This window comes from Candidatus Nitrospira neuquenensis (assembly GCF_979578155.1).
Window position 1 is genome coordinate 113,244 of sequence record NZ_CEFZDU010000038.1, and the last position, 14,214, is coordinate 127,457.

15 protein-coding genes are annotated in these 14,214 nt (G+C 71.7%); 2 read left to right on the forward strand and 13 right to left on the reverse strand.

The window, feature by feature from the left end; all coding sequences use genetic code 11:
* Positions 1–9 precede the first annotated feature (9 nt).
* From AC1U7O_RS16640 to AC1U7O_RS16675, 8 genes are all read right to left on the reverse strand, one after another.
* The gene (locus AC1U7O_RS16640; protein ID WP_479896015.1) at positions 10–1,596 is read right to left on the reverse strand and encodes an SUMF1/EgtB/PvdO family nonheme iron enzyme; all 1,587 of its coding nucleotides are present in this window, start codon (positions 1,594–1,596) and stop codon (positions 10–12) included.
* A complete protein-coding gene (locus tag AC1U7O_RS16645; RefSeq protein ID WP_479896016.1) occupies positions 1,593–2,411 on the reverse strand; it encodes a Tll0287-like domain-containing protein in 819 nt (272 codons plus the stop codon). Before AC1U7O_RS16645 ends, AC1U7O_RS16640 begins: the two co-directional genes overlap by 4 nt.
* Positions 2,412–2,489: 78 nt before the next feature.
* Positions 2,490–2,831, reverse strand: coding sequence for a hypothetical protein (locus AC1U7O_RS16650; protein ID WP_479896017.1), 342 nt, complete (start codon positions 2,829–2,831; stop codon positions 2,490–2,492).
* A 204-nt stretch (positions 2,832–3,035) separates the two neighbouring features.
* Positions 3,036–3,209 carry a hypothetical protein gene (locus tag AC1U7O_RS16655; protein WP_479896018.1) on the reverse strand — a complete coding sequence of 58 codons (174 nt, stop codon included), beginning with the start codon at positions 3,207–3,209 and terminating at the stop codon, positions 3,036–3,038.
* Between the two features lie 58 nt (positions 3,210–3,267).
* Positions 3,268–4,230 carry a hypothetical protein gene (locus tag AC1U7O_RS16660; protein WP_479896019.1) on the reverse strand — a complete coding sequence of 321 codons (963 nt, stop codon included), beginning with the start codon at positions 4,228–4,230 and terminating at the stop codon, positions 3,268–3,270.
* Positions 4,231–4,501: 271 nt separating this feature from the next.
* Complete coding sequence (locus AC1U7O_RS16665; RefSeq protein WP_479896020.1) at positions 4,502–6,925, reverse strand: endonuclease MutS2; 2,424 nt, start codon at positions 6,923–6,925, stop codon at positions 4,502–4,504.
* A gap of 75 nt (positions 6,926–7,000) precedes the next feature.
* Positions 7,001–7,441, reverse strand: coding sequence for a hypothetical protein (locus AC1U7O_RS16670; RefSeq protein WP_479896021.1), 441 nt, complete (start codon positions 7,439–7,441; stop codon positions 7,001–7,003).
* Positions 7,442–7,680: 239 nt separating this feature from the next.
* Positions 7,681–7,914, reverse strand: a complete 234-nt coding sequence (locus AC1U7O_RS16675) for a hypothetical protein (protein WP_479896022.1) — start codon at positions 7,912–7,914, stop codon at positions 7,681–7,683.
* Positions 7,915–8,168: 254 nt separating this feature from the next.
* Here AC1U7O_RS16675 and AC1U7O_RS16680 point away from each other — a divergent pair, with 254 nt between their 5' ends.
* Both AC1U7O_RS16680 and AC1U7O_RS16685 read left to right on the forward strand, forming a co-directional pair.
* Positions 8,169–9,602, forward strand: coding sequence for an Rqc2 family fibronectin-binding protein (locus AC1U7O_RS16680; protein WP_479896023.1), 1,434 nt, complete (start codon positions 8,169–8,171; stop codon positions 9,600–9,602).
* A gap of 39 nt (positions 9,603–9,641) precedes the next feature.
* The gene (locus AC1U7O_RS16685) at positions 9,642–10,685 is read left to right on the forward strand and encodes a proline iminopeptidase-family hydrolase (RefSeq protein WP_479896024.1); all 1,044 of its coding nucleotides are present in this window, start codon (positions 9,642–9,644) and stop codon (positions 10,683–10,685) included.
* A gap of 15 nt (positions 10,686–10,700) precedes the next feature.
* Here AC1U7O_RS16685 and AC1U7O_RS16690 read toward each other — a convergent pair whose 3' ends face one another.
* From AC1U7O_RS16690 to mobB, 5 genes are read right to left on the reverse strand one after another with little or no spacing between them, the layout of a single operon-like run.
* Entirely contained in the window at positions 10,701–11,414 is a 714-nt protein-coding gene (locus AC1U7O_RS16690) for an oxygen-binding di-iron domain-containing protein (protein WP_479896025.1), read from the reverse strand.
* A gap of 58 nt (positions 11,415–11,472) precedes the next feature.
* Positions 11,473–12,264 (reverse strand): ABC transporter permease, encoded by a 792-nt coding sequence (locus AC1U7O_RS16695; RefSeq protein WP_479896026.1) that lies wholly within the window; start codon positions 12,262–12,264, stop codon positions 11,473–11,475.
* Positions 12,261–12,986: an ABC transporter ATP-binding protein gene (locus AC1U7O_RS16700; protein WP_479896027.1), complete on the reverse strand. Its 726-nt coding sequence runs from the start codon at positions 12,984–12,986 to the stop codon at positions 12,261–12,263. The genes AC1U7O_RS16695 and AC1U7O_RS16700 overlap by 4 nt, the downstream gene beginning before the upstream one ends.
* 16 nt (positions 12,987–13,002) lie before the next feature.
* Positions 13,003–13,707 (reverse strand): cytochrome c3 family protein, encoded by a 705-nt coding sequence (locus tag AC1U7O_RS16705; protein WP_479896028.1) that lies wholly within the window; start codon positions 13,705–13,707, stop codon positions 13,003–13,005.
* The gene (gene mobB, locus AC1U7O_RS16710) at positions 13,704–14,213 is read right to left on the reverse strand and encodes a molybdopterin-guanine dinucleotide biosynthesis protein B (RefSeq protein WP_479896029.1); all 510 of its coding nucleotides are present in this window, start codon (positions 14,211–14,213) and stop codon (positions 13,704–13,706) included. The genes AC1U7O_RS16705 and mobB overlap by 4 nt, the downstream gene beginning before the upstream one ends.
* Position 14,214: the final 1 nt, after the last annotated feature.

Sequence of the window (14,214 nt, forward strand, 5' to 3'; positions counted from 1 at the left end):
GGCCCCGCCTCAGGGCGCGTCCGCGGCGCACCGAAACCCCAGCGTCGGCCCCCAGTAGGTCATCTCATCCCAGGCGCGGGCGCTGACCCGTAGCTCCACCGCCCCCCTCGTCCAGTCGCCGCCCCGCAGCACCCGGAACGAACCGCGCAGCGGCCCCTGCGGGTCCCGGGCGGGGCTGCGGCCGTAATAGTCTTCCGCGTACCAGTCCTTGACCCACTCCCAGACGCTCCCGACCAGGTCCTGCACGCCGTAGGGCGAGGCGGCGTCCGGCCGGCTGCCGACCGGCTCGGTGGTCCGCCCCGCTCCGTCGTGCCGGCCGCGTTGAATGGGCCCCTCGTCGTCGCCCCAGGGATACCGCCGGGCGTCGGGGCCGCGGGCCGCCTTCTCCCACTCGGCCTCGGTCGGCAGGCGCGCCCCCCGCCAGTGACAGTAGGTCCGCGCCTGCAGCCACGTGACGTTGGTCACCGGATGCGCGCCGGCGCGGGGATCGTCGAACGCCTCGCGCGCGCGCGGCGGCGCGCAGACGCCGGCCTCGACACAGGCGCGGTACCGCTCGTTCGTGACCTCGTACCGATCGATCCAGTAGGCGCTCAGGTGGACCCGGTGCGGCGGACGGGCGTCGGGCAGCCCGTCCTCGTCCCCCATCAGAAAGTCGCCGGCGGGGATGAGCACCATGCCCTCAGGCGCCGCCACGCCCCGCTCCGCGAGCCGGCGCAGCTCCGCCTGCTGCAGCTCGGCCGGCCGGCCGTTGCCCGGCGCGACCTCCACGGCCCGGGGGTCGGCGGCGGCCCGGTCCGGGGCGAGGCCGCGCTCCCGACCGACCGCCGGAGCCGGGTGTGCCTCGGCCGGCTGCAGCCCGGCGGCCGGTCCCGGCGGGGCGGGCGCGGGCTCCCGTCCCCTGGCGACCTCGATCCGGACCGCCGTCCGAACCAGGGCCTCCACGGGGACGCCCGCTCCCGTCGCGGCCTCACCGCGCCCACGGCCGATCGCGGCGAAATCGTAGTCGGGAATGTTCGCGAGCAAGGGCGTGGCGTAGCTGATCGGCACGGCGAACGCCATGCCCTCGGGGACGAGGCCGGACGGATGGGAGAACTTGGTCGTCAGGATGCCGATGAGCTCGCCCCTGCCGTTGAAGAGGGGGCCGCCGCTGTTGCCGGGGTTGACGGCGGCATCCACCTGGAGGACCCGTCGGACGCCCTTCGTGCGGATGGCGGCGATGCGCCCGCGCGCGACCGAGACTTCCCTGAGCCCGAAGGAGAAGCCGAGCAGCAGCACCTCTTGATCGAGCTTCACTTCGCTCGCGTAGCCGAGCGGCGCTTCGGACAGGCCGATCGTCTCGATCTTCAGGAGGGCCAGGTCATGCTCGGGGTCGGCGCTGACCACCACGGCCGGCGCGCGAAACTCGCCCGGCGTGACCACGACGATGCGGCGGGCGTCGGCGAGGACATGGCGCGCGGTGAGGATGTAGCCGTCGGGGTGGACGATGACGCCGCTCCCGGCGGGCTTCTCCGGCGGGAGGCCGGGCCCCTCCGCCGGCACCGCCGGTCCCGCGGCGAGCAGGACCGTGATCACGCCCAGGCAGCCGGCCAGCCTCATGGCTCGATCGGCATCACCACGCTGATGGCGCCGGCGTTCTGCCCCAGCCGGAGCCCCTCGCGCGGATAGCCGGTTTGGTCGGGAACGCCCTTCGGCTCGCCGTGACAGTCCAGGCACCGCCTGGTCGCGTAGAGCGGGAACATGAGCCGCAGCGAGCGGCTGCCGGCGGTGAGCTCGCTGATGACCTGCTCCTGCGGGTAGGCGGGGTCGGCGAACTCCCGCAGGGCCGCCCGTTCGAATTCATCGGGCGCATTCGACGGGTTGCGCGGCGCGAGGGCCGTCTGCTTCAACCGGATCCCCGTCCGCGCGGCGAACTTGCCCGCGACGCGGGCCCCGAACACCGCGGGGACGAAGCCCTTGAAACCCGCCCCCTCGACGGCGAGCGCCGGCTCCGCCTCGGCCACCACCTCCCGACTCACCTCCATCATGGTCCGGAGCAGCCGCTTGGCGTCGGAAGGCAGACGACTGGAGTCGATCGTCCGCAGGTCGAGGCCGGAGCGCACCTGGAACATCTCCACGAATTGCGCCTCGAACAGGTCCGGCGTGAAGCTCCCGGCGTCCGCCGTCGGCCGGTTGATGCGGTCCTGGTTCTCGTTGACGACGTAACGGCCCGCATAGAGCGCCACGGCAAGGAGCCGCGCCGTCTGCTCACGCTCCAGCACGACCCGCAGCGGCGGGCCCGTTTCCGCGCCGGCCAGGGTCCACGGCGCCAGGAGCAGGCAGCCCGCGAGGAGCCGCCACGCGGACCAGCCGCCGCGAGCCCCGGCGCATCGTCCGGTGGGACCGATGGTAGGCGTGGGGTGGGGTGAAGTCAAGGCGGCGTCGCGAGGGCCTTCGCGCCGGACGGCGACACCGGTCGGCCGACGGCGCGAAGGCCCCTTCCGCGCGACCCTTCAGAAGGACAGCGCGGCCCGTTCTTCCTGGTGCCGGAGCTCATCGAGCATCTCCGGCGTCATCCCCTGTCCCCCCGTGGGCGGGATGAACTCGCTTTCCTCGGGCATGCTCATGGGCCGCTCGCTGCCCCGGCCCAGTTCTCCTCCGGCCGGCGCATCCCGGCGCACGCCCATCTGCTCGTCCGGGGTGGCCGTCTGCCCTCCCGGCTTCCCTTCGTGGACGGCCGGCCCGGTGCCCTCCGGCCGGTCCTCCGTCGCGGCGGCGACCGGCGGGGACGCGGCGATCAGCGTCAGCATCAGCAGGCTGCCCACCGTCAGCTTGAGTCCGATCGAGGCGCACATGTCTCTCACCTCCCAGTCGGTGGTTCGGACGGGGAACGGTGTTGACGGTCAACGGCCGACCGCCGGCCTCACGGCGGCGGGCGGGACCTTCCCATGGGGCGGGGTTTCATCGCTCACGTCCTCGTACGGGCCGCGCGGGGGCGACCGGAGGGCGTCCCCCGTCGGAGGACGTCCTCCAGGCGCCGCCAGGTCCCGAGACCCCGATTATGCGGCGTGTCGGGTTCCGGGCTCGGCGTCGCGTCGCGTCCCGCCGGAGGCGCCGGCCCGGTCCGGCCCAGCGCACCGTTCCCCGCGAGACAGGATCTCCAGACAGACGAAGAGGACCGCCAACATCGCCACCAAGGCGCCGACGATCCCCCAGTACCCCCAGGACATCATCAGGTTCTCCCTCGACGCGGCGCCGGCACGGTCGTGCCGACGTCGCCCCCCGGCCCCCTCAGCCGGTCTTCCGGAAGGTGTGCTCGACCCGCGCCTCCGCCTCGGCCGACCGCGCGGCCCCGGACTCCGGCCGGAAGCCGGGCAGAGACAGGCCCACGAAGAACAGGCCGGTCAGCGCGAGGGAGGCGAGCAGCAGGTAGCCGTAGGGCACCTCGGGCAGGCTGATCGGCTCGGAGAGCGGGAGCGTCGCCCCCGGCTCCTGCGCCAGCCGGTCGGCCGACGCGAGCCGCGCGAACCGATCCGCCGCCTGCTCCGCGTGCAGGGCGGCCACGGTGATCGCCGCCAGTTGCTGCTGCGAGGCGTCCCTGGCCGAGAGGTAGCGGTCCTGGACCGCGGCCAGTCGGACGATCGCCGAGCCGATGCGCTGCTGGCTCTCCTCGACCATCCTGGCCTGCGTCACGCTGGCCGACACGATCATCTCACCCAGCCGGGCCTGCCAGCCGGAGTAGAAGCTCCGATCCATCCGTTCCCCGATGTCCCTGGCCGTGCCGATCAGCCGGCGGTTGAAGGGCGTGTCCGACCGCTCGGCGGACAGCGCCCGCTCGCGCACCCCCCGGTCGGTGAAGGCCACGATCGTGCGTCCCATGACGTACTGGACGCGGGCGAGGTGATCCTCCTCGATCCGGCCGGCCATCGCCCTGACCCGCTCCAGGTAACCGAAGGGCGTCGTGCGCAGCCGATGGTCCGCCACGGTGGCGCGGTTCAGCTCCGTCACCAGCCCCACCGCGTGCTGCGCCAGGTTCCATTCGAGCAGGTAGTCGTCCACGATCGCCTGCCCGAGCGCCGGCTGGACCCACTGCATCCCATCCGTCGCGCCCATGGCCGAGCCGATCGGCGCCGGTTGCGTCGCGCCGGCCTGCAAGGCCCCTTCCGTGGTCAGGAAAAACAGGGCACCGCCGAAGACGGTCGCCATCAGCCCCACGGCCACGACCAGGTCCACTGGTTCCAGATGTCGCCTCATCACGTCCCTCCTTTTCTCGTAGCGACGACCGGGACCGGCCGTCGCGTGCTGCCGTGCGGGGGCTCGCAAGCGCGGTGCCAGGCGGGGAACGCACAAGCGCCCGATATCGGGCCGCCCTCGTCAATAGCGGCGGCGAGGGTTGGCCGATATCCACCACCGGCCTGTGCAAATCCACCAGCACGACGGGAGGGTTGCGCCTCCCTTCGGCGGGAGCGGACGTCGGCCGGGAGGGTGGCGGAACGCGCGGGCCGCGGGGAGGAGCAGGGACGCGCTATCGGAGGTTCACGACCGTCACGCCGTCGCCTCCTTCCGCCCGCTCGCCGGGACGGAAGTCGGCCACGTAGGGGGACGTCTTGAGGTAGTCGCGAAGGACCGTCTTTAGCCGGCCGGTGCCGTGGCCGTGGATGAGCCGGAGCAGCGGCGCGCCGGCGAGTGCGGCGCGGTCCAGGGCGGCGACGGTGGCCTCCAGCGCGTCCTCGGCGGTCCGGCCGCGGAGGTCGAGCACGGCGGGCGCGTCCGCCTCCGTGCGGGAACACGCCAGTCGCGCTGCGGGAACGCCGGAGCCGGGCGGCGGCGGGGCCGGCGGCGCGCCTTCCTGCTCCCCGCGCAGGCCGACGAGCGAGTCGGCGGCCACCGACATCTCGGCCTCCCCGACCCGGACGCGCAGCCGCTTCTTGCCCCGCGGCGCCTCCAGCAGCCGGCCAACCACGCCCAGGCCGCTCACCTCGACCGCGTCGCCGGCCTTGAGCTCGTCCAGCGGGACAGTGTCCCGGAGCGGCGCGACACGATTTTCGGCCTGCTCGGCGATCTCGGCGAGGCGCTGCTTGGCCTCGCGCGCCTTGGCCGGCGTCCGCTCGCCCTTGAGCGCGTCGAGGACCGCCTGCACCTCCGCCCGCGCCTTGAGGAGGTCGTCGGTGAGCTTGCGCTTGACGGTCTTCCGCTCGTCGCGCTCCGTGCGCCGCAGGCGTTCGGCGATCTCGGCCGCTTCCCGCGCCGCGCGCTCCGCCTCCGCCGTCAGCTCGGCGAGGCGGGCCTGGTCCCGGTCGAGCCGGCGCTGCCGTTCCTGCAACTCGGCCAGCGTGCGTTCGAGCCGGACATCCTCCCGTCGCAGGAGCGTGACCGCCCGCTCCAGCAGGGCCTCGTCCATCCCCAGACGGCCGGCGATCTCGATCGCGGAGGAGCCCCCCGGGATGCCCATGATCAGCCGATAGGTGGGGGCGAGCCGGCTCACGTCGAACTCCACGCTCGCGTTCAGGAACCCGGGGGTCGTCTGCGCCAGGGTCTTGAGCGCGTTGTAATGGGTGGTGACGATCACCTTCAGGTCCAGCTCCGCCAGCCGCAGCAACAGCGCCTCGGCCAGGGCCGCGCCCTCCACGGGGTCGGTGGAGGTGACGGGCTCATCCAGCAGCACCAGCGCGCGGGCCGGCGCGCCGGGCGTCGGCGCGGCCCGGCCCCCGGCCTGGCGGAGCAGCTCGATCATCTGGACCATGTGCGCGGAGAAGCTGGAGAGGTCCCGCGTCAGGTCCTGGGCGTCCCCGATGTCGGCGTAGACCTCCGGGAAGACCGCCATCTCGGAGCCCTCGTCGCAGGGGAGCTGGAGGCCCGCCCGGACCATCAGGGCGAAGAGCCCCGCCAGCTTGAGCGTCACCGTCTTGCCCCCGGTGTTGGGACCGGAGATGACGAGGGTCCGCACGGTCTCGTCGAGCACGAGATCGTTGGGCACGACCTGCTCGCGCGAGAGGACGAGCAGGGGGTGTCGCGCGCGCCGCAGCGCGATGCGCCCGCGGTCGTTGAGCGCGACGGTCCGCCCGCCGACGAGCCGGCCGAAAGCGGCCTTGGCCGCGATGCAGTCCAGCCGGGCCAGGACGTCCAGGCCGGCCAGCAGCTCCGCCGCCCGGGCCCCCACCAGACCGGACAATTCCCGGCAGATCCGCCGGACTTCCCGCTCCACCTCCAGGTCGGCGACCTTGATGGAGTTGTTCAGCTCGACGAGCTCGCGCGGCTCGACGAATACGGTCGCGCCGCTGGCGGAGACGTCGTGCACGATGCCCGGCACCCGGTCCCGCTGCTCGACCTTGACGGGCACGACGTAGCGCCCCTCGCGCTGGGCGAAGTACCGCTCCTGCAGCAGCTCGGCGTAGCGGCGCGAGGCGAGGATCGCCTCCAGCCGGTGCCGCATCGTCTGCTTCAAGGCCTGGGCCTGGTGCGTCAGCCGCCGCAGCTCCGGGGTGGCCGACTCCCGCAGGTGCCCCTCGGGGTCGATCGCCCGGTCGAGGGCCTGCTTGACGCCGTGGGCCGCGTGGAGCGCCTCCAGCGGCGCGGCGACGGCGCAGAGGGCCGGCGCCTGCTCGCGCCGCCGCCCCAGGGCGCGCAGGACGTCGAAGGCGGCACCGAGCAGGAGCGCCGCGTCCCGGAGCTCGGGCAGCTCCAGCACGGCGCCCTTGCCGGCCCGGCTCAGCGCCTCGCGGAGGTCGGGGAAGGCCAGGGAGGGGAAGGGCTCGCTGCTTTCCTGCAGGGCGGCCATCTCGGCCGTCTCGCGCGCCCGCGCCTCGGCCGACGGCAGGTCGCCTTCCAGCTCGAGCGCCCGGCAGCGCGCGGCGCCCAGGGACGAGCAGGCCCGGCCGGCGAGGGCTTCCAGCACCCGCGGCCATTCGAGGACGTTGAGGGCCTGTTGCGAGAGGGGCAAGGGCTCCATGGACCGCCCGGGATGCTCAGGGACCGCCAGCGGGCGGGGCCATCATATCGGGTTCCAGGGTGGCTCGGAAAGGGGCTAGCCTCCGCGCCGTTCGTTCCCGTTCAGCCCATCTTCCTCCGGGTCGCCCCAGGAGCGACGCGGCAGGCCCTGCTGATCCAGGTCCGTGCCGTAGGTGAGCGCCTCCCGGACGACCAGATAGGTGAGCGGCTCCAGATCGCCCTCCGTGACCAACTGGATGAACCGCGCCGCTTCCTCGTCGGGCAGTTCCGGCGCGACGCCGGCCACGACGCGGACGACGCGATGGTAGGCGACGTGCGTGATCGCGTCTCCCTCGGATCCACGAAAGGCGACGAGCATGAGGCCGTTGCCCATCGGCTCGGCCCACTCGGCCAGCCGCCAGTCGAAGGCCCGGCGGTCCGGCCCCGCGTCGCAACTCCACGCCCATCCCGCCACGCCGAGCACGGGCCACATCACGAGCACGACACAGATGAACGGCGCCCGTCTCCGCACCCGCATGGGCCACCTCCCTGTTGTCCACCGGCGCACGGCCGGCGGAGTTTCCTCCCTGCCTCACGGTCGGTATCGGCGGGATCTGGGGGCGACTGAACGGAGTGGGCCGGTCGGGGATGACTGGTGGGGGTGCGGGGAAACGGTTCGGAGGGGCGGCGCGGGCGATGCCGACCGCCGGCCGCCGCAGGTGGGCGAACCGGGCGACGGCGGCCGGCCGGTCCTTCGGGAGCGGAGGCCAGCTCGCCTCAGGCGGTCAGCGGGACGATGTGCCGGGCGGGCTTCGCCCTGTTCTTTGGAGTGAGCGCCACCAGCGGGCGCACGTCGGCGACCACCCCGCGCCGGCGTCGGTCGATGAGCGGTTCCGAGACCGCCCCGCAGATGACGCAGCGGCGGGTGCGGAGCCACAGGTTGCCGCTGTCGTCCTGCATGTCGATCAGATGATCCTCGACCATCAGGCCCTGACATCGCTCGCAGTGCATCGCTTGCCCTCCTCCTCTGGGGCCCCCTACGGGTCTTATCGGAATGCCTCGGCCGCCGCTTGACGGGGACGCGACGGGAGGGAGCAATGCCGGTGCCAGGCGCCGGGCGCACGATTTTCGGCGGGTTTCGTCGCGAACCGCCGATGCGGTGGCGGCCCCCGTCATCGAAATGACGTCAAGCGGCTCGGCGCGACCTTGCTTTCCGGCGCCGGGAACGGCAGACTGGGGTCCGTCGTCGGGATCGTCGCCGCTCCATGGCCCTCTCCAACACCGAGATCCGATCGCTCCTCGCCGAAGTCGCGCCGGCCCTGACCGGCGGCTGGGTGCAGAAGATCCACCAGCCGGGCCCGCGGACCGTCACCCTGGAGGTCCGCGCCCGGGGGCGCACCCTCACGCTCCTGCTCTCGGCGGACCCCGACACGGGACGGCTGCACCTGGCGCAACGGCGTTACGCCAACCCGCCGACGCCCCCGCCCTTCTGTCAATTTCTCCGCGCCCGCATCCCGGGCGCGCGGATCGAGGGGATCGAACAGGTCGGCGACGATCGCCTCGTCCGCCTCCGGTTGACGGCGCGGGAGGGCCCCTGCTCGCTCGTCGCGGAATTGACCGGCCGGAGCGCGGACCTGCTGCTGCTGGACGGGCAGGATCGGGTCCTGGCCACGCTCGTCGAGGGACGGCATGAGGTCGGCAAACCCTGGGCCCCGCCGGCGGACCGGCCCCGTCCGGAGCCCGAGCCGGCGGCGAGCCCCATCGCGACCGGCGAGGAGCCCTTTCCCCTGTCGCGCCTGTTCGAGGACCGCTATCACGAACGGGAGACGGAGCGGGCGCGGGAGCGCGCGAGACAGGCGAGGCTGGCGGAGATCAAGAAGGCGCTCAGGAAGACCGCGAGACGGGCGGAAGCGCTGCGCGCCGACCTGGACAAGGCCGGCCGGTACCGGGACTACAACCGGTACGGCGAGCTGCTCAAGGCGAACCTGGGCGGCCTCGAGGCCGGACGGGATCGGGCGACCGTCGTGGACTATTTCGACCCCGCGCTGCCGGAGCTGGTCATCCCGCTGGACCCCGCGAAGGGGCCGACAGGCAACATGGAGGAGTACTTTAAGAAGCACCGGAAATTCATCGCCGCCGAGGGGGCAATCCGCCCACGCCTGGAGGCCGCCGAACGGGAGCTCGACCGGTTGCGCGCCCAGCGGGAGGCGGTCCTCGACGGCGCCTGGAATCCTCCGGAGCCGGCGACCGCCGCACGCCATTCCGCCCCCCGCGGGTCCCGGCCGGCGACGACGGGCAAGGGGACGGCCAAACGCTCCGGCCCCTTCCGGCGGTTCACCTCATCCGACGGCCTGCCCATCTACGTCGGCCGGAACGCCCGAGAGAACGAGGAGCTGACCCTGCGGTTCGCCCACAGCGACGACCTCTGGCTCCACGCCCGCGGCGTCCCCGGCTCCCACGTCGTCGTCCGGCTGGAGAAGGGCACCGACCCGCCGCAGGAAACCCTCAGGGACGCGGCCACCCTCGCCCTGCTCTACAGCGACTTGAAGAAAAGCGGGAAAGGAGAAGTGATCTACACGCGGCGGAAGTGGGTGCGCAAGGCCAAGGGCCACCAGCCGGGGACGGTCACGGTGACGCAGGAGAAGTCCCTGTTCGTCCAGATGGACCGGGCCAGGCTGGACCGGCTCAAGGAAACCTGACGGCCCCGACCGTCCCGCCATGCGGAAGGAGACGATGAGATGCCCGACCTTGATCGGCGTGCATTTTTGCGGATGAGCACCCTGACCTTCCTGGCTTCGGCGATCGGCGCACGGCCGATCCCGGCCGCCTCGTCGCCGGAGACGGAGGCGGCGCCGGCGGCCGCTCCCGACGAGGAGGTCAAGACCGGTGGCGTCCGCGTGGTCCAGGTGGACGGACGCTATCGCGTCTGGACGAAGCGCGTGGGGACCGGTCCCCTCGCGCTCCTCACCCTCCACGGCGGCCCCGGCATGACCCACGAGTACCTGGAATGCTTCGAGGATTTCCTGCCGCAGCGGGGGATCCGCTTCTACTACTACGACCAGCTCGGCTCGCACTATTCGGACCAGCCGGATGCGCCCGACCTCTGGACCGTGGACCGGTTCCAGGAGGAGGTCGAGCAGGTGCGGGCGGCCCTCGGGCTGGAGGGGTTCTACCTCTACGGCCATTCCTGGGGCGGGATGCTCGCCATCGAGTACGCGCTGAAGTATCAGCACCACCTCAAGGGACTGATCATTTCCAACATGACGGCGAGCATGGCGTCCTACGCCGCCTACCTCGATGAGCTCCGCCGGCGGTTGCCACCGGACGTGCTCGCCCTGCTGGAGAAATACGAATCCGCCGGCCGGTTCGACGCGCCGGAATACGAGGCGACGCTGTTTCAGCAGGTCTACACGAAGCACATCTGCCGGGTGTGGCCCTGGCCGGAGCCGGTGAAGCGCACCCTCCGGCACATGAACCGACAGGTCTACCAGACGCTCCAGGGGCCCAACGAGTTCGTCGTGACCGGCCGGATGAAGGATTGGGACCGCTGGAAGGACCTGCCGGCCATCGGGGTCCCGACCCTGCTGTCCGTGGGGCGCCACGACACGATGCGGGTGGAGGACATCCGGCGGATGGGGACGCTGATCCCGCGATCCCGCGTGGCGATCTGCGAGCGCGGCAGCCACCTGTCGCTCTACGACGACCAGCCGCGGTACTTCGCCGACCTGCTGGGCTTCATCCAGGACGTCGAGACCGGCAGGTTCCGCCCGGCCGCCGGGTGAGCCGGCGACCGGGCGTCACCGGCCCGCGCCGATCACCCCCGCCAATTCGCCGATCAGCCGCGCCCCGTCGCCCCGCCAGGCGCTCCCGTGCATGCACGCCAGCAGCCTGGGCTTGAGCGCCGCCATCGCGGCGAGCGTCCGGGCGAGGTGCGGTCCATGGGAGAAATAGTCCCCGCCCTGCTTGCGCAGCGCTTCGCTCGGACCGAGCACGTCCCCTTCCGTCACGCTCGCCTCCCCCGTGCCCGGCTGCGTGAAGAGGTCCCCGCAGAGCAGCGTCCCCGTCGTCTCCTCCATCACGTAGCCGGACTCCCAGCCGTGCGGGACATGGGGCGCGTCGATCCACCGGACGAGGCGCCGGCCGAGGCGCAGCCGCTCGCCGTCGCGCAGGACCCTGGGCGCTCGGTCCATGCCATCCCCGTTGATCATCGCATTGACCGCGCTGCAGAGCGGAACGGCCGCCGGCGCAACAGCCAGGAACTCGTTCACCGCGCCGTCCTCGTCCTGTTCATGGTGGGAGAAGGCGATGTAGCGCAGCCGGTCCGGCGGCATGACCCGGCGGAGGGCCTCGACGACCTCCGGGAACAGACGGCGCGAGCCCGTGTGGAAGAGCAGCGGCTCGTCGTCGAGGATCAGGTACTGATTGAAGCTGAACCCGCCGGGCACCACCGTCGGCGACACCGGCGTGTTGATCCGATAGACGCCCTCCGCCACCTCATCGAGCCTGGCCATCGTGTCCCCCTCCGTTGAGCTGTGCGCCTGCGCCCGCCCCTTCGCCGGCCGAGGCCCCCTACTCCCCCACCCGCACCAGCAGCCCCTTGTCCTTGCAAACGTTGAAGATGTAGTGGAACCAGGCGACCATCGCCGCGAGGTAGACGACGTTCAGGCCGGCGGCCCAGGCCAGGTGCGTGAGCGGCATCCCGGCCCCCGTCAGCACCGCCCGCATGCCCTCGAAGATGTGCGCGGCGGGGTTGGCCCAGGCCGCGGCCTGGAGCCAGCCCGGCAGGACCTCGAGGGGGTAGAAGACGCAGGAGATCGGCTGGAAGAGGAAGACCATGCCCCAGGCCAGCACCTCCGCCTCCTGGCCGAAGCGCATGATCAGGGACGTCGTGAACACGCCGATGGTCCAGCCGGTCACGATCAGGTTCACGACGAAGGGCACCAGGGCCGCCCCGATCATGAAGACGTTGTACGAGTAGAAGATCAGCGCCGCCAGGGCCATGACGATCGAGACCATCGTGACCTTGAGCACGCTCATCGCCATCGTGGCGGCCAGAAACTCGCCGGGCGTGAGCGGGCTCGCGAAGAGGTTCATGAGGTTCCGCGCCCAGATCTCCTCCAGGAAGGAGATCGTGATGCCCTGTTGAGCCCGGAACAGGACGTCCCACAGGATCAGCGCGCCGAGGAAGAAGGTGACGACGCCGGGCAACTCGCCCTTGAACCGCATCAGGTAGACCGTGATGAAGCCCCAGACGACGAGGTCGAGGAAGGGCCAGTAGAAGATTTCCATGAGCCGGGCGAGGCTCCGCTTGTAGAGGTAGACGTGGCGCGTGATGAGGGCGAGGATGCGGTGAAGCTTCATGGTTCCCGCGCGATCTTGAGGAAGACTTCCTCCAGGTCGGCCTTGCCGAACCGGGTCGTGATCTCCTCGGCCGTTCCCTGGGCGACGATCCGCCCCCGCTGGAGGAAGATGATGCGGTCGGACATCTCCTCCACCTCCTTCATGTTGTGGGAGGTGTAGAGGACCGTCAGGCCACCGGCGCCGCGGACCTCCTTGAGGAGGCTCCGGATCTTCTGGGCGATGTCCGGGTCCAGGCTCGCCGTCGGCTCGTCGAGGAACAGGACCTTGGGCTCGGTGAGGATGGCCTTGGCCAGGGTGAGCCGCGTCATCTGCCCGGAGGACAGCCGCCGGGTGACCGTGGTCCGGAACTCCTCCATCTCCAGCTTCTTGACCACTTCCTCGATGCGCCGGGGCACGTCCGAGAGGCCGTAGAGCCGCGCGACGACCCGGAGGTTCTCCTCCACGGTCAGCGCGTAGGGCATGGAGATGTAGGTCGAGGAGAAGTTGACCCGGCTGAGGATCCGCTCCCGGTGCGCGGCGAGGTCCAGGCCGAACATGCGGATGGCGCCGGCGGTCGGCGTGATGAGCCCGAGCATCATCTGGATGGTCGTGGTCTTGCCGGCCCCGTTGGGCCCGAGCAGGCCCAGGATCTCGCCCTCGCGGACCTCGAAGGACACGTCGTCCACGGCGGTGAAGTCGCCGAACCGCTTGGTGAGGTGCTGGACTTCGACGATGGCCGGCATGGGGCTCCCGATCCGATCAGTTGAAGAGGAACCGGCTGATCTTCTCCGGAATGTGGCAGGTTTCGCACTTGCGGCTCAAGACCCGCCCCTCGTAGGTGGTCTTGCCGTCGTGGCAGCGGAAACAGTCGGCCAGGGCCGCCTTGTGGAGCGCGCTGCCCGGCGGATGGTCCGGCTCGTACCGCTCGGCGTCCTCCTGGACGTGCCCGCGCGGAATGACGATCGGGTAGCCCTTGATGGGCTTCTCGTGGACGACGCGGCTGTGGCAGGTCGTGCACCCCTCACCCCGGCCCCGCTTCGCGAAGGCCTCCATGTGCATGCGGTGGCTCATGACGAGCCCGACCTGCTTGACCGGCTCGGGGAGGTCCCGCTCGGCCACCTCGCTCACGCGCAGGATGGCACGGTGGCAGGCGAGGCAGACCTCGCTGTGGACCGTCGCCTGCAGGTTGTGCGCGTCGGTCGGCGTGCCGAACAGCGTGATCGCCACGTCCTTGAGCCCCGCCCGGACCTTGTCGTGCAGGAAGCCTTCGACGCCGGGCCGCACGTGGCAGGCGACGCAGGTGACCTCCTTGTGCGTCGAGGCCGTCCACGACTCGTAGGAGGGGGCGATGTTGTGGCAGGTGGCGCAGAACTTCGGGTGGTTGGTCAGCGGAACGGCGACGCCGAGGGCCAGCGCGCCGGCCAGGATCACGAGGATGGCGAGCGGTCCCGGCTTGGGGCTCATGCCTCTCGGCGTTTCGGAAAGTGGCGCATGACGAGCGCGGACAGCCCGGCGACGTCGTCCCGGTCGAGCCAGGGCACGCCGGCGGGAAGCTCGATGGGCCCGCCGGACACGACGGCCAGCAGCCCGCCGGGCGAGACGGGGACCTCGCCGTAGCGGTCGCGCACGACGACGATCTTCGGAAAGTCGTCGCTCTTCCAGCCCTCGGCGAGGATCAGGTCGATCTCGGCATCCAGGAACCGATCCCGGATCTCCTCCACCTTGATCTCCTCCGGCACGTCGGCGAACATGGCGAGGCTGCCCCGCGAGAGGACGACCACCGCGCTGGCGCCCGCCTGCTTGTGGCGCCAGCTATCCTTCCCCTCCGTGTCCAGGTCGAAGCCGTGGCCCGCGTGCTTGATCGTGGCCACGCGATAGCCCGCCCGGACCAGCTCGGGGATCAGGCGCTCGACGAGCGTCGTCTTCCCGCTGTTGGACCGGCCGACGAAGCAGAGAATCGGTGGAGCCATG